Below are 18,660 nucleotides of genomic sequence, written 5' to 3' on the forward strand. Positions count from 1 at the left end.
TCATTGTGTAAAAATTCAATAATATGATAAAATGATAATGAATAAAAATGACAATAACAAGAAAGGTAGGGTTAGTTTAGTAATTAAATAGTATAATTAGCTGATTGTTTTGCTTCTTCAAAGCAATACCTAAGAAAACTAAACGCGACCCACACCCTTATAATAGGTTGACAAAATATACGGTATATTCTATACTTGTTTGGTGCATTAGATATTGCTATTGCATATATAAAAAGTAAATAAAAATTTAATACAATTATTGTGAAGAACTCGGGTTTTATTTAAGTAGTATTTGAATGAATAATGTCTTGGGTCTTTGTTTTTTAGAGCGGGGTTGCTATGGCGGATATTAATAAAAGAATGGAATTGTTAGTTAATCATTTGAAGGAGTATGGCTTTGTTTTTCAGGGTTCGCAAATTTATGGTGGGTTAAGTAATAGTTGGGATTATGGTCCGTTGGGAGCACAGTTGAAAAATCGTTTGCAACATTTGTGATGGGAACGGTTTGTGACGAATCATCCTTTGAATGTTGGACTGGATAGTGCCATTATTATGAACAGTAGTGTTTGGGAGGCTTCGGGGCATCTTGATAATTTTTACGATTTATTTGTGGATTGTAAAAGTTGTATTAAGCGGTTTCGGGTGGATCATTTGTTAAGCAATGTGACTGTTGATTTTCAAAAATTGCGTGCTGATGAATTGCAAGCCTTATTAAAAGAACATCAAGTTGTGTGCCCTAATTGTAAGAATAATAATTTTACAGCGGTTCGTTCATTTGATTTGATGTTCAAAACTCAACAAGGGGTTTTAGCAAATGATCAAGGTGTTGTTTATTTACGACCAGAAACAGCGCAAGGAATTTTTGTAAATTTCAAAAATATTCAACGAAGTTTAAGAAAGAAATTGCCCTTTGGGGTAGGTCAAATTGGAAAAGCTTTTCGTAATGAAATTACTCCGGGACACTTTATTTTTCGGACAAGAGAATTTGAGCAAATGGAATTGGAATTTTTTTTTAATCCTAATGATCAAACGGAGTGATTTGATTATTGATTAAGTTATTGTCAGCAATTTTTATTAGATGTTGGTATTAAACAGGGTAATTTTAGTTTAAATGAACACGAAGATAGTGTTTTAGCTCATTATGCGAAGCGAACTGTGGATATTGAATATAATTTTCCTTTTGGTAAGCAAGAGTTATGGGGTATTAGTAATCGTTCTTCTTTTGATTTAAAAACGCATAGTGAACATAGTGGTGAAGATTTAAGTTATTTAGATTCAGAATTAAATGCGAAAATATTTGCGAATGTTATTGAACCGTCAGTCGGTGTTGGCAGATTAATGTTGGCTATTTTAAATGATGCTTATGATGTTGAGATTTTGCCAGATAATAGTAAACGCACGATATTGCGATTAAATCATAATTTGGCTCCTTATTATATTGCTATTTTACCTTTAAGTAAGCAATTAAATGAAGAAGCGTATAAATTATATGAAGAGTTAGCTAACGATTTTTTAGCAACTTATGATGAAACGCAAAGTATTGGGAAAAGATATCGTCGTCAAGATGCTATTGGAACGCCTTATTGTATTACGGTTGATTTTAAAAGCTTAAGACGGTGAAGAAGAAGTATAACGGTGCGTTTTCGCGACACGATGGTGCAAAAACGAGTAAAAGTTAGAAAATTAAGAAAATACCTTAAACACTTGCAAGAACAAAATTAAAGTGTAAGGAGAAATAAAGCTAGTATGGTTAATCCTGAAAAAATTTCTCTCATTAGAACGAGAACTAATATTACTGAAATTATTGGTCAATATTTAAAATTGCAAAAAAAAGGTCGTAACTATTGAACAGTTTGTCCTTTTCACGAAGACAATGCGCCTTCAATGAGTGTTTCTCCTGAAAAACAAATTTATCGGTGTTTTTCTTGTCAAGCTTCTGGGAATGTATTTACTTTTTTGCAAAAATATAAAAAAATTTCCTTTTTAGAAGCTTTAAAAGAAGTAGCAGCACTTGTAAATATTGATTTACAAGAATTAGAGCAATGAACAAAAAATAAATATGATAGTGAAAATTTGAAAATATTTGCGATTAATGCTTTAGCTTGTGAATACTTTATGTATCATTTAGATAGCAAAATTGGTATTCAAGCAAAAAAATATTTAGAACAGCGAAATATTGATAATAAGTTAAGAGAACAATTTAGTATTGGATTGGCGCCTAGCGAAGATGGACTAGTAGCATATTTACAACAAAAAGGTTATAAACCTAGTGAATTAGTTATTTCTGGTTTAGTTGTTTATCAAAATAATCATTTTAATGATTATTTTAGAAATCGGATTATGTTTCCGATTCGTGATATAGAACATAATATCATTGGTTTTTCGAGTCGTTCATATTTGGAAAATCAACAACCAAAATATATGAATACCTTAGAAACTAATATTTTTAAAAAAAATCAATTATTGTATAACTTAAGTTTTGCAAAAAATCATTTGCATCAAGATAAGTATTTATTAATTTGTGAAGGATTTATGGATATTATTGCTTTAAGCAAAATTGGCATTAACAATGCCGTTGCCATTATGGGAACAAGTTTAAGTGCACAACATTGTTCAATATTAAAAAAGGTTACTAATGAAATTATTTTATTTTTGGATGGTGATGATGCTGGAATTATAGCTGCGTTTAAAATGATTAGTGAATTATGATATCACAAATTTAATGTTAAAGTAGTAAACAATCCAACAACATTGGATCCCGATGATTTAATTAAAAAAGAAGGTGCAGTAGCAGTTCGCGCTTTAATTAAAAATAGTATTCATCCTTTAGACTTTGTTTTAAATTATTTTCAAAATAATTTAGATTTAAAGAAAATTGATAATGTGACTGAACTTTTAAAAAAAGTTACTCCATTTTTTCAGTTATTACATAGTGCTGTTGAAGTAAATTTTTATTTAAATAAGTTGGAAACAATAACTAATTTGAATAAAAAAATCCTTGAACAAACATTGTTTGCTAAGCAAACAATAGAAACTACTGATAAAATAAATCCTAAAAATGCTGGGGCTAATAAGAATTTATATTTAAATCCGATTGAGAAATCGGAAAATATTATTATATTTTCGTTACTTTATACAAAAGAAACATTAACTAATAGCGAATTAAATAATTTTTCCTTAATTGATCCCATTAAAAAAGTTTTATTATCAGAAATTATTAGTTGATATGATAAAAATCCGCAAGCAGGAAAAGTAAATTATGAAGATTTTCTAAAATCATTACAACAAGAACAAGTAAAAAAGTCGTTAGAAATGATTTATAGTCTTTATAATAAACAAGAATTTGTTTATCGCCCTAAGTTAATTAATGATTGTCAAGAAACTATTTATAATTATTTAATTAAATTAGAAAAAGATAAATGAGCAAAAAAATGATTAGCAACTAATAATGTTAATGAAAAAATAGCAATTGGGGAAAAAATTATTAGTTTGTCAAAAAATATTAAAAGAGAAAAGAGTGGTCAATAGATGCGAAAAAGAATATTTAAAAAAATAAAAACTTTTGATGAGATTAAGTATGACTTATTAAAAAAGATTAAAAAAAATGATAATCATATTAGTCAAGAAGAGGTTTTAAAAGCATTTGAAATGTTAGATATTGAAGATGGACTCTTAGAATCTTTTATTAATGAACTACAAAATGATGGTGTTGTTTGAACCGATTTAGTTGATGATGATGAAGTTGAAGTTGATATTGATTTAGAACATTCTGATTTTGAAGATGATGGTATTGTTAAAGAGCGAGCTATTTTTGATGAAGATGATGATATTATTATTAACTTTAAAAATAATGGTCCAAGTATTTCTAATGAAACTAAAATTCATGACATTATTAAAGCCTACTTTAATCGTTTAGGTTCAAGTAAAATTTTAACAAAAGAAGAAGAAGTAAAATATGCAAGAATGTTGGATTCATCTGATCTTGAAATTAAACAATATGGACGAAATAAGTTAATTATTTCTAACTTAAAGTTAGTTGTTTCAGTAGCTAGAAGGCATACTAATCGTGGTTTAGATTTTTCAGATTTAATTGAAGAAGGAAATATTGGTTTAATGAAAGCAGTTGATCGTTTTGATTATCGCCGAGGATTTAAATTTTCTACTTATGCAACTTGATGAATTCGTCAAGCAATTACAAGAGCGATTGCTGATCAAGCAAGAACGATTAGAATACCGGTTCATATGGTGGAAACTATTAATAAATTAACAAGAATTGAACGCCAATTAACTCAAGAATTAGGTCGGGAACCAACCCATACTGAAGTTGCAGAAAAAATTGGTTTGGGAATGACTGCTGAAAAAGTTCGTGAAATTAAACGATTATCAATGGAACCAGTTTCTTTAGAAAAACCAATTGGCGAAGAAGATGATACACACTTTGCTGATTTTGTTGAAGACAAAGATATTTTTTCACCAGATGATTATGCTGAACGAGAATCATTACGAGAACAATTAGATAAGGTTTTTGAAGAAATCTTAAATAAACGCGAGGAAAAGGTTATTCGGATGCGTTTTGGTTTACTACCAACTAAAATTCGATCGCTAGTTGATTTAGCAGAAGAGGGAAGCGAAAAAGATGAATTAATTAGTGAAATAATGAATTTAGATTTTAAGTTTGATACGCCAATTGAAAAGGTAATTAATTTAAATGATTATGTTATTGATAAATATTTAACTAAGTATGATTCACCAAAAACATTAGAAGAAGTTGGTAGTGAATTTGGTGTTACCAGAGAAAGAATTCGTCAAATTGAAGCTAAAGCTTGTCGCAAACTAAGAAGTCCTTCAAAGTCAAGAGTTTTGAAAGATTTTTATAAAGGTTAATAATGAAACTATCTCATCGTTTAGCAACAATTGCTAATTTAGTTAATCCTAATGATATTGTTGCTGATATTGCTTGTGACCACGGTTTAGTTGCTATTTATTTAGTAAAGAAAAAAGGAATGAATAATATTTTTGTTAGTGATATTAATCCTAAAGCATTAGTACAAGCTCAGAAAAATATTATTCAAAATCAATTACAAAATAATATTTTTCCAATTTTAGGAGATGGCATTAAATGAATTAATGCTAGTGATAACATTAATTGTGTTATTATTGCGGGATTAGGTGCCAAGACAATTATTAATATTTTAACTAATGATTATCAATCAATTAATCGTTATATAATTCAAACAAATAATGAAATGTCTAAAATTCGTAAATGAGTCCAAGACCACAATTATTTTATTGAAGACGAATTATTAATTAAAGATAATAATTTTATTTATGAGATTATTGTTATTAATAAAACGCACGGTTGTTTAATTGTTAGTGATGAACAAATTATGTTTGGACTAAATTTAGAAAATAAATATGAGTTATTATTTAACAAAATGTGAACCGACAAACTTTTTCATTATGAAAATATTATCAATAAATTAACCCCAAATCAAATTAATGCCATAATGAATTTACAAGTTTTGTTAATTAGAAATAAATTGCAAAAGCAAAAGGAGAAATAAAGATGATTAATGTTAATGATTTACGCAATGGCATGACTTTTAGACATAGTGGTAATCTATTTTTAGTCTTAGATACTGGTCGTGCTCAAGCTGGAAGAGGCCAAGCAAATGTTAAAGCTAAAGTTAAAAATTTGCGAAGCAATGCAATTATTAATTTAACTTTTACTAGTGGTGATAAAGTTGAACGGGCGCATCTTGATAAACGCGTGATGCAATATTTATATAGTGATGGAAATAACTTGATTTTTATGGATAATGAAAGTTATGAACAAGTTGAAATTAATAAAACAAAAATGGCATGAGAATTAAAGTTTTTAACTTCTAATTTACCAGTTCAAGTATTACAATATGATAATGAAATTTTAACGATTTCGTTACCAGATAAAGTAACTTTAAAAATTATTGAAGCTGAACAGGCTGTTAAACGTGATAGTAGTTCTTCGCCAAGCAAAAGAGCAGTTGCTGAAACTGGATTAGCATTACAAGTACCATTATTTATTAATACAGATGATTATATTGTTGTTTCCACAGTTGATGGTAAATATCAGCACCGAGCTTAAAATAACCTAAAAGGTTATTTTTTTTATGTCATAGTTATTACAAACATATAAAGGAGTTAATTAAAGTGAAAATTGGATTTTTAGGTGCTGGTAATATGGGGAAAGCAATTATTGATGGGTTATTAAATACTAATGCTTTTACTAATGAAAATATTAAAGTTGTTATTAATAGTGATAAAAGTTTTCAATATTGAAATAATCGTCATATTAATGTAAGTAAACAATGAGAATTTTTAAGGGATTGTGAAATAATTATCTTAGCATTAACCCCCCCCAAGATATTTTAAAGCCAAATTGTAAAGTTAAGTGCAACTAAATTATTTTTCTAACCAAATATTCGATTGGCGAAAGATAATTTAGTATTTTTCTTGGTCTTTGGTTTAAAGACAATATAAATTTATGAACTGCATTTTTAGTAGTGTTTGAAAAATTAAATTTTTTAGGAAATTTTTCTCTAATTAAACCATTAGTATTTTCATTAGTACCTCTTTGTCAAGGTGAATATGCATCAGCAAAATAAATTTTCACATTTAAATTTTTTTCAAGTTGTTGTCAATTAGCAAATTCTTTACCCCTATCAAATGTTATAGTCTTAACAAGATTATTTGGAAGAATTGATAAATAATGACTAATATTTTTGTTAATAACTTTAGTAGTTCTATTTTCAACTAATATTGCTAAAGTAAATCTTGATGTTCTTTCAACTAAAGTTATTAAACATGATTTACTTTTACCTCGTGATGATACTACAGTATCACCTTCTCAATGGCCAAGAGTTATGCGATTATTAACATTTCGTTCTTTAATGGATTTACCATTAAATTTACCCCGATTTTCTTGAGATTTTCGTTTCTTACCTTTTCTTCTTAAATTTTTACTAGTAACCTTTTCAAGTAATCCAGAATAAATTCAATTGTAAATTGTTTTAAAACTAATAATTCATTCTTGATGAAAATTTTTAATTCTGCCATAAATTTGTTCAGGCGATCAACCTAAACTAATAATTCATTCTTGATGAAAATTTTTAATTCTGCCATAAATTTGTTCAGGCGATCAACCTAAACTAATAATTCATTCTTGATGAAAATTTTTAATTCTGCCATAAATTTGTTCAGGCGATCAACCTAATAATAATTTTTGTTGTACATATTTTACTAATTCTCTATTTTTAAATTTATGAAAATAAACATGTAATTGTTTTCTATTTTCTGCTTTATTTTGTGCAATTAATGAAAAATAATGATTATTATCTTTATTTCTATTAACTTCTCGATTAATAGTACTAATACTTCGATTAAGATTTTTAGCTATTTCACTAATTTTTACTTTAAATTTCAATTGATTCTCAATATAAATTCTTTCATCTATGCCAAGATGTTTGTATCCCATATAAAAACTCCTTAAATTTACTTTTTCTAAAATAAACTTAGCATCATGAAATTTTTATATGAAATCTTTTGCAATTTTATTTACTTGCACTTACAAGTATAATTCAGCTAAAATTAAAAGAGCAGTTAACAAATTTATTTACTCAGAAAATAATAATTTCTGTGGCATCGGGAATTAATATGACATTGTTAAAAACAATATTTAAAGATTGTGAGGTTACAAGAGTAATGCACAATACTTCTTGTCAGTTTAATAATTCAATGACAATGATTTGTGAAGAGGGTAATGTTATTGCTAATGAGCAAGCATTAAACATTTTTAATTATTGTGGTAAAACCATTTCATTAAGTGAAAAACAAATTCATTTGTTTATTGCTATTTGTAGTAGTGCTAGTGGTTATTTATATCATTGATTACAACCGTTAATAGAAATTGCTGAAAATAATAATCTTAGTAAAGATGAAGCCAAAACAATTGTTGGTGGTTTATTACTTGGTGTTGCGACAAATATTTTAAATAGTGATTTAGAGCTAAAAAAATTGCAAGAAAATGTAACATCGCCTGATGGTACAACAATGGCAGCAATTAAAGTTTTTGAAACTAATAACTTGCAAAATATTATTAGTGATGCTGTAAATGCTTGTATGTTAAGGAGTAAACAACTAGAAGATAGTATCTAAAATTAAAATTATCAAAAATGCTGAATTATACTTGTAAGTGCAAGTAAATAAAATTGCAAAAGATTTCATATAAAAATTTCATGATGCTAAGTTTATTTTAGAAAAAGTAAATTTAAGGAGTTTTTATATGGGATACAAACATCTTGGCATAGATGAAAGAATTTATATTGAGAATCAATTGAAATTTAAAGTAAAAATTAGTGAAATAGCTAAAAATCTTAATCGAAGTATTAGTACTATTAATCGAGAAGTTAATAGAAATAAAGATAATAATCATTATTTTTCATTAATTGCACAAAATAAAGCAGAAAATAGAAAACAATTACATGTTTATTTTCATAAATTTAAAAATAGAGAATTAGTAAAATATGTACAACAAAAATTATTATTAGGTTGATCGCCTGAACAAATTTATGGCAGAATTAAAAATTTTCATCAAGAATGAATTATTAGTTTTAAAAACCTGAATTGTAAATATAAATGGGACAGTTTTTTAAAATAATTGTATTAAATCTATTGGTCTTTTATAAGATAATGATTTTCTGGGTGTAGAATTAATTTGAAATGCTATAGAATTTAAGTCTTTTTGTTTATATGAAGATAAATCAGTAGATTTTGGTAAATATCTTCTTAAAATACCATTATTGTTCTCATTTAAACCTCTTTGACAAGGTTTGCCGGCATCTGCAAAATAAATTTTAACATTACAATTTTTTTCAATTAATTTTCATTTACTAAATTCTTTACCACGATCAAAAGTAATAGTTTTAATTGTTCCTGGTATTAATTTTGAAATAAATTTTATTATACTTTGTGTAATACTTTCTGCTTTATGATTTTTAGTTTTCAAAGGAATTGTGGTTTTTGATCATATATCAGCTAAAGTAATAATAGAACTTTTATGATCTTTACCAACGATAGTATCTCCCTCTAAATGGCCAAATTCTTGTATATTTTTAATATTTCCTGAATTGTAAATATAAATGGGACAGTTTTTTAAAATAATTGTATTAAATCTATTGGTCTTTTATAAGATAATGATTTTCTGGGTGTAGAATTAATTTGAAATGCTATAGAATTTAAGTCTTTTTGTTTATATGAAGATAAATCAGTAGATTTTGGTAAATATCTTCTTAAAATACCATTATTGTTCTCATTTAAACCTCTTTGACAAGGTTTGCCGGCATCTGCAAAATAAATTTTAACATTACAATTTTTTTCAATTAATTTTCATTTACTAAATTCTTTACCACGATCAAAAGTAATAGTTTTAATTGTTCCTGGTATTAATTTTGAAATAAATTTTATTATACTTTGTGTAATACTTTCTGCTTTATGATTTTTAGTTTTCAAAGGAATTGTGGTTTTTGATCATATATCAGCTAAAGTAATAATAGAACTTTTATGATCTTTACCAACGATAGTATCTCCCTCTAAATGGCCAAATTCTTGTATATTTTTAATATTTGGAATGATTAAATTTCTTTCATGAATAGATTTACAATTATTAATTCTGCCCCTAGTTTCTTTTTGTTTATGAGGTTTATTTTTGCCTTTTCTCAATAAATTTTTTTCATCAAAACCCATTCGATTTGTTTTAAACATGTTATATAAAGTTTTTGTTGAAATATTTTTTATTTTATTTTTCTTTAAAAAATCAGCAATTATATCAAGAGCATAATTTTTAGTAATTAACAAATGATTGATAGTATTAATTTCTGTTAAAGTTAAAATTATTAATTTTCTACCTGCATTTTGTTTATTTTTTTGAACTTGATTCAATATTTCTAATGGTAATAAGTTTTGATTTAATAATTTACAAACTTTGTGTACAGTTGATTTACTATAATCAATTGCTTTTGCTATTTTACGAATAGAAAATCCATAACTTTTATATTCTTTTATTGCTATTATTGATTCAATAGTCAAATACTTATACATTGTGCTAATTCCTTTCTTTTCTTAATTATAGAATTAACACAATTTGTTTTTTATATAAGTGTCCTTTTTAATTTTACATTTCAGGTTGTGTAAAAATTCAATAATATGATAAAATGGTAATGAATAAAAATGACAATAACAAGAAAGGCAGGGTTAGTTTAGTAATTAAATAATATAATTAGCTGATTGTTTTACTTCTTCAAAGCAATACCTAAGAAAACTAAACGCGACCTTTAGTTGCACTTAACTTTACAATTTGGCAAAAAAATAGTATAATATTTCTAATCCAAAATCTTAAAATTTATGGTAAATAATCATATTTAAGGAGCTGACAAATGAAAGTATTATTATCTATTGCAAGTATAATGAGCTTAACAGCACCAACATTACCAGTGCCAACAAGTAATATCGAGACTGTTATTAATAATGATATTAAACCGCTTGGTGAAGAAATCATAATAAGTAATAAGGAGGAATTACTTCAAAATGTGAGTACTATTGCAGTTGATAGTGTTAATAATAACATTTATTTTGGAACTTATCACGGTGCTTATGTTATTGACCAAAAAACTAACAAAGCAAAATTATTATGTAAGGATGCTTTAAATGTTAATGAATATCGCCATATTCGTGTCGTTGCTATTGATAGCAATAAGAATATTTATTTTGGTACTTTTAGCAATGGCGCATATGTTTTGAAAGTTGGTGCAACTACTGCAACTAAAATTGAAGGCGTTAGTAGTTTTGTTCGCAGTATTGCTATTACTAGTAATGATGATGTTTATTTTGGAACAAAGAATAACACTTATATTTTAAAAGCAAACGAAGCAACAGTAAATAAATTCTCTTCTCTTACTGATCTTTTTTCAATTGCTATTGATAGTAGTAATAATATTTATTATTCTAAGTATAAAGCAGGGGCATATGTTTTGAAAGTTGGTGCAACTACTGCAACTAAAATTGATGGTGTTGATGATGCTGTTCGTACGATTGCTATTAATAGTAATAATGATGTTTACTTTCGAACAGTTGCGGGGATAGAAGTTTTAAAAAGTGGTGAAACAACAGTGAGAAAAATTAATGGAATAAATGGTGTTATTAATGCAATTTCTTTTGATAACAATAATAATATGTATTATTCAGTGAAGAAAAGAATTTTTAAATTATTATTAGATGCTAAAATAATAGCAAAGCCACATATAAAAACTGTTCCATTTAATTTACAACCATATAAAATAATTAACAGTAAAAATGTCAGCACAATAGAAGGTACAGTCATTAAAAATGATATTGTTCAAAAAATAAAAACACAATTAGAAAATAAATTTCCAGGAATTACTGAAAAAAATGATTATTATATTAACACTGATAATTTAAATGATAGCAATTGAACTGTAAATCGAAACATTATTGTTCAAGCAACTAATAATAGCAAATATATTTTTGGTTCCCATATTGAATCAATTCCTATATTAGAACAATCAAAATTAAATAATGGACCACAATCGTCAACGATAAAAAAATTAATTGAAGAAAAAAATAAAATTGGTACAAAAATAATTATTATCATTGCCTTTAGTTTAGTTGCAACTAGTTTAATATTTTGGTATTTACTATATTATTTTGTAATAAAACCAATTAAAAAAAATAAGAAATAATTACTAATTTTATTAGTGAATGAATTCATGTTTTGGGATTGTAAATTTTTAATTTTTATTACATGCCAAATTGTAAAGTTAAGTGCAACTAAATTATTTTTCTAACCAAATATTCGATTGGCGAAAGATAATTTAGTATTTTTCTTGGTCTTTGGTTTAAAGACAATATAAATTTATGAACTGCATTTTTAGTAGTGTTTGAAAAATTAAATTTTTTAGGAAATTTTTCTCTAATTAAACCATTAGTATTTTCATTAGTACCTCTTTGTCAAGGTGAATATGCATCAGCAAAATAAATTTTCACATTTAAATTTTTTTCAAGTTGTTGTCAATTAGCAAATTCTTTACCCCTATCAAATGTTATAGTCTTAACAAGATTATTTGGAAGAATTGATAAATAATGACTAATATTTTTGTTAATAACTTTAGTAGTTCTATTTTCAACTAATATTGCTAAAGTAAATCTTGATGTTCTTTCAACTAAAGTTATTAAACATGATTTACTTTTACCTCGTGATGATACTACAGCATCACCTTCTCAATGGCCAAGAGTTATGCGATTATTAACATTTCGTTCTTTAATGGATTTACCATTAAATTTACCCCGATTTTCTTGAGATTTTCGTTTCTTACCTTTTCTTCTTAAATTTTTACTAGTAACCTTTTCAAGTAATCCAGAATAAATTCAATTGTAAATTGTTTTAAAACTAATAATTCATTCTTGATGAAAATTTTTAATTCTGCCATAAATTTGTTCAGGCGATCAACCTAATAATAATTTTTGTTGTACATATTTTACTAATTCTCTATTTTTAAATTTATGAAAATAAACATGTAATTGTTTTCTATTTTCTGCTTTATTTTGTGCAATTAATGAAAAATAATGATTATTATCTTTATTTCTATTAACTTCTCGATTAATAGTACTAATACTTCGATTAAGATTTTTAGCTATTTCACTAATTTTTACTTTAAATTTCAATTGATTCTCAATATAAATTCTTTCATCTATGCCAAGATGTTTGTATCCCATATAAAAACTCCTTAAATTTACTTTTTCTAAAATAAACTTAGCATCATGAAATTTTTATATGAAATCTTTTGCAATTTTATTTACTTGCACTTACAAGTATAATTCAGCAATAATAATAATCGGATTATTTTTAAACAACTTGTGTATCAAGGAACAATTAATCAAATTTCGATTGATCCAAAAGATATATATTACCTCGTTTTAAAAAATCATGCCCAAAAAATTATTTGTGCTCATAATCACCCTAATAATGATAGTTTGCCTAGTAAACATGATATAGAAACCACAAATTCTTTAATTTATATTGCTAAAGTTTTAAAAATTGAATTTGTTGATCACATCATTATTAGTAAAAATAATTTTTATAGTATTTTATTGCAAACTAAATTTGCCATATAAAAACTGCCATTATATGGCAGTTTAAAAAATTATTTTATTAGTTCTAAGGTTTTTTTTGATTACGACGCATCGCATTCATCACAGCTTTAATTTGTGATTCGGAAGGTTTTCTTCCCATTTGCATATACATTGCTCGAATCATTTTTTCATTAACTGGTGGATTATCTCTTAATTGCTTTTCAAACATCTTTTTAGATATTAAAAATGCTAATAACCCTCCTATTACTAAACCGCCAACAAGACCAATTAACAATCCTGCTCATCAAGGCATTTTATCTTTTCTCCTTTATATTATCTTTTTGTAATAATTGTTTAACTTGTAATACAATATTATCAACAGTAAATCCTAATTCATTCATTATATCTTGCATTGGTGCTGATATTCCAAATCTGTCAATGCCAAAAGTTATCCCATTATCAACATATTTATGTCATCCTCAAGTTGAAGCCATTTCTAAACTTATCTTTTTAACAGTCTGCGGAAGCACTTCTAACTTATAAGTCACATCTTGACAATCAAAAACAGTTGTTGAAGGCATAGAAACAACACGAATAGTATTAATATTTTCTTTTTGTAATTGTTGCTGAACTTTTAATGCTAATTGCACTTCACTACCAGTAGCAATAATTATTAATTCTAATTGTGATTTTTCAGGACTAATAATATATCCGCCTTTTAATGCTTTATTAACATCACTAGAAATAATTTGCGGTAAATTTTGTCGCGAAACTAAAATTGCTGTTGGCTTATCTTTACTATTCAATGCACAAATATAACTAGCAATCGTTTCTTTCATATCACAAGGACGAAAAACATTTAAGTTAGGTAATGCTCTTAACATTGAAATTTGTTCTACCGGTTGATGGGTTGGTCCATCTTCACCAACAGCAATTGAATCGTGACTAAAAACAAAAATATTAGGAATTTCCATTAATGAAGCTAAACGAATTGCAGGTTTCATATAATCACTAAAAATTAAAAAAGTAGCAACAAATGAGCGAACAGTTTTTTGCAATAGCATCCCATTACTAATAGCACCCATTCCAAATTCACGAACGCCAAACATAATATTACGACCTTGTAAATTATTAGATGCAAAATATCCATCACTTCCTAAAACTTTTGTTGATGATGATAAATCAGCACTACCACCAATAAATAATGGCAATTTTTTACTAATAGTTTTTAATACTATTGATGAACAATCTCTTGTTGCCATATCTTGTTCAATTAAAATATCTTGAAAATCATTAGCAGTAAAATTATAGTTATGATATAAAGTATCATTAATTTCCTTATATTCAGTAACATATTTATTAGCATATTCAGTTCACATTTGATTTCAAATTTGTTGTTGTTGTTGACCTCTTTGTGCAACTCTAACTTTAAAATCATTTTTCACATCATCAGGAACAAAAAATGGTTCATAATCTCACTTTAAATTTTCTTTTAGCTTAATAATATCATCACCTAAAGGGGCACCGTGAACACTGCTAGTTCCTGCTTTTGAAGCGCCAACACCAATAATAGTTTTAATTTCAATTAAAGTTGGCTTTTCAGTTTCCGCTTTAGCTTGTCTTATTGCTTGACTAATTGCTTTAAAGTCACTACCCGCAGTAACTAAAATATAATTTCAATTAGCACTTAAAAAACGCTGTTTTGTATTTTCACTTTGTGATAAACTTACTGGACCATCTAATTGAATATCATTAGAGTCATATAAAACAATTAAATTACTTAATTTTAAATGACCTGCTAAACTAATAGCTTCTTGACTTATGCCTTCTTGTAAATCACCATCACTACAAATAATATAAGTATGATAGTCAAAAATATTAAAATCAGGTTTATTATATTTATGTGCCAGAAAAGTTCTTACTAAATCACAACCAACACCCATTGTTAATCCTTGTCCTAATGGTCCCGTTGTTGCTTCAACACCAGGTGTTAAATTTCTTTCTGGATGTCCAGGAGTAATTGAATCTAATTGCCGAAAATTTTTAACTTCATCAATACTAATATCATAACCACTTAAATGTAATAACGCATACAATAATGCTGAGCCATGTCCAGCTGATAAAATAAAACGATCACGATTAATTCATTGGGGATCTTGCGGATTACAATATAAATGTTCACTAAATAGTGCATAACTCATTGGTGCTGCTCCTAAAACAATTCCCGGATGCCCTGAATTAGCTTGATTGACAGCTTCAACACCTAACATCTTAATAGTATTAATTGACTGCTCACGATTATAATTATCGTTTTCATTTTGAAATTGGTTTTGTGACATATTATTCCTCCTTGTTACTTTTCACCATACTTATTTTAATATATTTTCCATAAAATACCTATATTTTACTAACTATTTACCACATTTAACCCTAAAATGTCCAATTGTTCTTGTTTAACAACACTAGGAGCATGCGTTAACATATCACTACCCTTAGTATTTTTAGGAAAAGCAATCACATCACGAATACTATGACTATTACTTAATAACATTATTAAACGATCTAATCCCAAAGCAATACCACCATGAATTGGTGCTCCATAGGATAAAGCATTCAAAAGAAAACCAAATTTTTCTTTTTGTTCTTCAACAGAAACTTGTAAAAACTCTAACATTTTTTGTTGCATTTCAAGACTATGAATTCGCATTGAACCACCACCAACTTCATAACCATTCAATACTAAATCATAAGCCTGAGATTTGACTAACATTGGATTACTAGTAAAATCAATTTCATCTTTAATATTAGGGCGCGTAAAAGGATGATGGGCAGCAACAAATTTTTTACTTTCATTATCATAAGCAAATAATGGTCAATTTACAACTCATAAAAATTGATAATCTTCATTAGTAAAAAGATTTAATTGTTTAGCAATAGCCTGTCTTATGGCTCCCATTGTATTGCAAGCCAATTCATAATCATTTGTAATCATTAAAACGGTTGCTTGATTACTAATTGCTAAATGATTAATGATAGCTTCAGCATTATTAGATAATAACTCTGACCCAATAACTTTATTGTCATAAGTAATATATTCCAACTGTCCCGCCTGATATTGACTAACAATAACTTTTAGGTCTGCTAATTGTAAATCAGTTAATAACTGAGAAACAACAATTGCTTTAGTAGTTTTCTTTTTACTACTAGTATTCATTAAACTAAGGTCAATAAGTTTTAAATCATATCGTAAATCTGGTTTATCACTACCATATAAATCAATTGCTACTTCATAATCTAATTGTAAAAAAGGTATTTTTAGATTAATGTTTTTAGTTTTTAACATTATTTCCTGCATCATTTGCTCTAAAAGAGTAATAATATCCTTTTGTTCAATAAAACTCATTTCTAAATCTAATTGACTAAATTCTGGTTGGCGATCACTTCTTAAATCTTCATCACGAAAACAACGAGCAATTTGATAGTAGCGATCATAACCACCAACCATTAATAATTGCTTAAATATTTGCGGTGACTGTGGTAACGCATAAAAATGTCCTTTTTGATTTCTTGCCGGAACTAAATAGTCTCTTGCCCCTTCGGGAGTTGTGCTTGCTAAAATTGGCGTTTCAATTTCTAAAAAATTATTATTATTTAAAAAATTACGCATTATTTGCATAACTTGATGACGCAAAATTATTTTATCTTGCATTACTTGTCTTCGTAAATCTAAAAACCGATATTCTAAACGCGTTTCCTCTAAACTTTCATTATCTAATGGTGATACTTGTGATTTATTTATTAACTCTAAATTAGTACAAATAATTTCAATATTTCCTGTTGATAAATTATTATTTTTAGATTTACGAAGCACTACCGTACCATCAACTTTAATAACATCATCAGTGCTTAAACTTTTAGCGAGAATATAGTTAGGATTTTCACTATTAATTATAATTTGCGTCATTCCATAACGATCGCGTAAATCTAAAAATATTAAATTATTAAGTTTACGAATTGTATGAACTCAACCACAAAGGTTAACTTCTAAATTAACATTTTCTTCTCTTAATTCACCACAATTATGACTTCTCATTATTTATCTCCCTTATTTGCATTCAAATAATTAATTAATTCATTAATACTAATCTTTTCTTCTACCTTAGTTTCCTGATTTTTAATAGTTAAATTACTCTCTTTAACTTCGCTATCACCAATAATAATAACAAAACGACAATCTAATTTAGAAACAACATTAAACTGAGCCTTAATATTCCTTTGTTCATAATCCATATCACTAATAAAATTATTACTTCTTAAAGTTAATAATACATTAGTTGCTAATTCATAACCAGTAGCGGTTAAAGCAATAATGTATACATCAACCAATGGAAGCATTTTTTTAATAAAGTCTGAATGATTTTCAGTAGCATTAAGTAATCTTTCAATTCCGATTGCAAAACCAATTGCTGGAACTGATTTTTGATTTTTTGATAATTCCTCAACTAAATTATCATAACGACCACCACCAATTAATGTATTCTGTCCTTCAACACCCTTCTCTAAACTAATAATTTCAAAAACAGTATCATTATAATAGTCTAAACCGCGAACTAATTTACTATCAATCTCATATTTAACTTTTAAATTATCCAATAACTTTATTAACCTTGTAAAATATTCTTTTTCTTCAACAGAATAAGTTTCACTAATTATTGGTAAATTTTTAATATTTTGATCAATTTTACAATCTAATACTCGCAAGGTATTTTTAGTAATTCTTCTTTGACAATCCTCACATAATGTTGTGCTCATATCTTGTAAAAATGTTTTTAAAATTTGTTGATATTTATTTTGGGTTGCTTTTGCTCCTAAAAAATTTATTTTAAGAATAATATTATTAATCTTTAACGATTTAACAATATCCATTGCTAAACAAATAATTTCAGCATCTAAATAAATAGTTTTTTTACCAAAAACTTCCACACCAAATTGCGTAAATTGTCTTTGACGCCCTCGTTGTGGTCGCTCATAGCGAAACATATGTCCATAGTAAAATAATTTTAAAGGTAATCCTAAAACATCAACTAATTTATTTTCAATTACTGCTCTAACAATTGGCGCTGTATTTTCAGGACGAAGTGCTAATTCACGACCTTTTTTATCTTGAAAGTTAAACATTTCTTTACTAACAATATCGCTATTAACACCAACAGTTCTTTGAAATAATTCATACTGTTCAAATATCGGCGTACTAATTTCTTCATAATTATATTTTTTAACAATATCTCGTAAAATTTGTTGTAATTGATATCGTTGTTTACTTTGGATTGGTAAAATATCATTAGTACCTCTGGGGGCTTTATATTCCATACATTTCTCTCCTTAGACTTACTTTCACTACTAATTTTACTAGTTATTTACAAAAATTAAAAATTTTTCAATAAAAACTTCTTGTTGTTGTCTTAACTACAAGAAGTC

16 protein-coding genes and 2 pseudogenes are annotated in these 18,660 nt (G+C 26.8%); 10 read left to right on the forward strand and 8 right to left on the reverse strand.

The features are described 5' to 3' along the window. The first annotated feature begins 348 nt into the window (after positions 1-348). The 6 genes from AACK97_RS00720 (at position 349) to AACK97_RS00745 (ending at position 6,411) form a co-directional block, all read left to right on the forward strand. On the forward strand, positions 349-1,722 hold the full coding sequence (locus AACK97_RS00720) for a glycine--tRNA ligase (RefSeq protein ID WP_422397238.1): 1,374 nt from the start codon (positions 349-351) through the stop codon (positions 1,720-1,722). A 24-nt stretch (positions 1,723-1,746) separates the two neighbouring features. After that, the gene (dnaG, locus tag AACK97_RS00725; protein ID WP_338967952.1) at positions 1,747-3,528 is read left to right on the forward strand and encodes a DNA primase; all 1,782 of its coding nucleotides are present in this window, start codon (positions 1,747-1,749) and stop codon (positions 3,526-3,528) included. Next, positions 3,529-4,884, forward strand: a complete 1,356-nt coding sequence (locus tag AACK97_RS00730) for a sigma-70 family RNA polymerase sigma factor (protein ID WP_338967954.1) — start codon at positions 3,529-3,531, stop codon at positions 4,882-4,884. 2 nt (positions 4,885-4,886) lie between these two features. Beyond that, entirely contained in the window at positions 4,887-5,564 is a 678-nt protein-coding gene (locus AACK97_RS00735) for a class I SAM-dependent methyltransferase (protein ID WP_338967955.1), read from the forward strand. A gap of 2 nt (positions 5,565-5,566) precedes the next feature. Beyond that, positions 5,567-6,124 carry an elongation factor P gene (gene efp / locus AACK97_RS00740; protein ID WP_338967956.1) on the forward strand — a complete coding sequence of 186 codons (558 nt, stop codon included), beginning with the start codon at positions 5,567-5,569 and terminating at the stop codon, positions 6,122-6,124. A gap of 65 nt (positions 6,125-6,189) precedes the next feature. Beyond that, positions 6,190-6,411 (forward strand): pyrroline-5-carboxylate reductase family protein, encoded by a 222-nt coding sequence (locus AACK97_RS00745; RefSeq protein WP_338967957.1) that lies wholly within the window; start codon positions 6,190-6,192, stop codon positions 6,409-6,411. 25 nt (positions 6,412-6,436) lie between these two features. Here AACK97_RS00745 and AACK97_RS00750 read toward each other — a convergent pair whose 3' ends face one another. Further along, on the reverse strand, positions 6,437-7,513 hold the full coding sequence (locus AACK97_RS00750) for an IS30 family transposase (protein WP_338967958.1): 1,077 nt from the start codon (positions 7,511-7,513) through the stop codon (positions 6,437-6,439). Positions 7,514-7,698: 185 nt separating this feature from the next. On the opposite strand from AACK97_RS00750, the gene AACK97_RS00755 reads away from it, so the two are divergent. Both AACK97_RS00755 and AACK97_RS00760 read left to right on the forward strand, forming a co-directional pair. After that, positions 7,699-8,193 carry a pyrroline-5-carboxylate reductase family protein gene (locus AACK97_RS00755; protein WP_338967960.1) on the forward strand — a complete coding sequence of 165 codons (495 nt, stop codon included), beginning with the start codon at positions 7,699-7,701 and terminating at the stop codon, positions 8,191-8,193. Positions 8,194-8,320: 127 nt separating this feature from the next. Continuing rightward, the gene (locus AACK97_RS00760; RefSeq protein ID WP_338967963.1) at positions 8,321-8,695 is read left to right on the forward strand and encodes a helix-turn-helix domain-containing protein; all 375 of its coding nucleotides are present in this window, start codon (positions 8,321-8,323) and stop codon (positions 8,693-8,695) included. Here AACK97_RS00760 and AACK97_RS00765 read toward each other — a convergent pair. Both AACK97_RS00765 and AACK97_RS00770 read right to left on the reverse strand, forming a co-directional pair. After that, positions 8,687-9,157, reverse strand: a pseudogene (locus AACK97_RS00765) (IS30 family transposase); the annotation flags it as partial. The gene AACK97_RS00760 and the pseudogene AACK97_RS00765 overlap by 9 nt on opposite strands. A gap of 32 nt (positions 9,158-9,189) precedes the next feature. Continuing rightward, positions 9,190-10,134, reverse strand: a complete 945-nt coding sequence (locus AACK97_RS00770; RefSeq protein ID WP_338967965.1) for an IS30 family transposase — start codon at positions 10,132-10,134, stop codon at positions 9,190-9,192. Positions 10,135-10,469: 335 nt separating this feature from the next. Here AACK97_RS00770 and AACK97_RS00775 point away from each other — a divergent pair, with 335 nt between their 5' ends. After that, complete coding sequence (locus AACK97_RS00775) at positions 10,470-11,792, forward strand: hypothetical protein (RefSeq protein WP_338967967.1); 1,323 nt, start codon at positions 10,470-10,472, stop codon at positions 11,790-11,792. A gap of 88 nt (positions 11,793-11,880) precedes the next feature. On the opposite strand, the gene AACK97_RS00780 is transcribed toward AACK97_RS00775, so the two are convergent. Then, a complete protein-coding gene (locus AACK97_RS00780; RefSeq protein ID WP_338967970.1) occupies positions 11,881-12,825 on the reverse strand; it encodes an IS30 family transposase in 945 nt (314 codons plus the stop codon). Between the two features lie 117 nt (positions 12,826-12,942). On the opposite strand from AACK97_RS00780, the pseudogene AACK97_RS00785 reads away from it, so the two are divergent. Beyond that, positions 12,943-13,224: pseudogene (locus tag AACK97_RS00785) on the forward strand (JAB domain-containing protein); the annotation flags it as partial. A gap of 43 nt (positions 13,225-13,267) precedes the next feature. Here AACK97_RS00785 and AACK97_RS00790 read toward each other — a convergent pair. The 4 genes from AACK97_RS00790 to hisS form a co-directional block, all read right to left on the reverse strand. Continuing rightward, on the reverse strand, positions 13,268-13,495 hold the full coding sequence (locus AACK97_RS00790; protein WP_338967972.1) for a YneF family protein: 228 nt from the start codon (positions 13,493-13,495) through the stop codon (positions 13,268-13,270). A 1-nt stretch (position 13,496) separates the two neighbouring features. Then, the gene (tkt, locus tag AACK97_RS00795; RefSeq protein ID WP_338967974.1) at positions 13,497-15,521 is read right to left on the reverse strand and encodes a transketolase; all 2,025 of its coding nucleotides are present in this window, start codon (positions 15,519-15,521) and stop codon (positions 13,497-13,499) included. A 68-nt stretch (positions 15,522-15,589) separates the two neighbouring features. After that, the gene (aspS, locus tag AACK97_RS00800) at positions 15,590-17,275 is read right to left on the reverse strand and encodes an aspartate--tRNA ligase (RefSeq protein WP_338967977.1); all 1,686 of its coding nucleotides are present in this window, start codon (positions 17,273-17,275) and stop codon (positions 15,590-15,592) included. Next, positions 17,275-18,552 carry a histidine--tRNA ligase gene (gene hisS / locus AACK97_RS00805; protein ID WP_338967979.1) on the reverse strand — a complete coding sequence of 426 codons (1,278 nt, stop codon included), beginning with the start codon at positions 18,550-18,552 and terminating at the stop codon, positions 17,275-17,277. The genes aspS and hisS overlap by 1 nt, the downstream gene beginning before the upstream one ends. Positions 18,553-18,660: the final 108 nt, after the last annotated feature.

This window comes from Spiroplasma endosymbiont of Lonchoptera lutea (assembly GCF_964019715.1).
In the GTDB taxonomy this organism is placed as follows: Bacteria; Bacillota_I; Bacilli_A; order Mycoplasmatales; family Nriv7; genus Nriv7.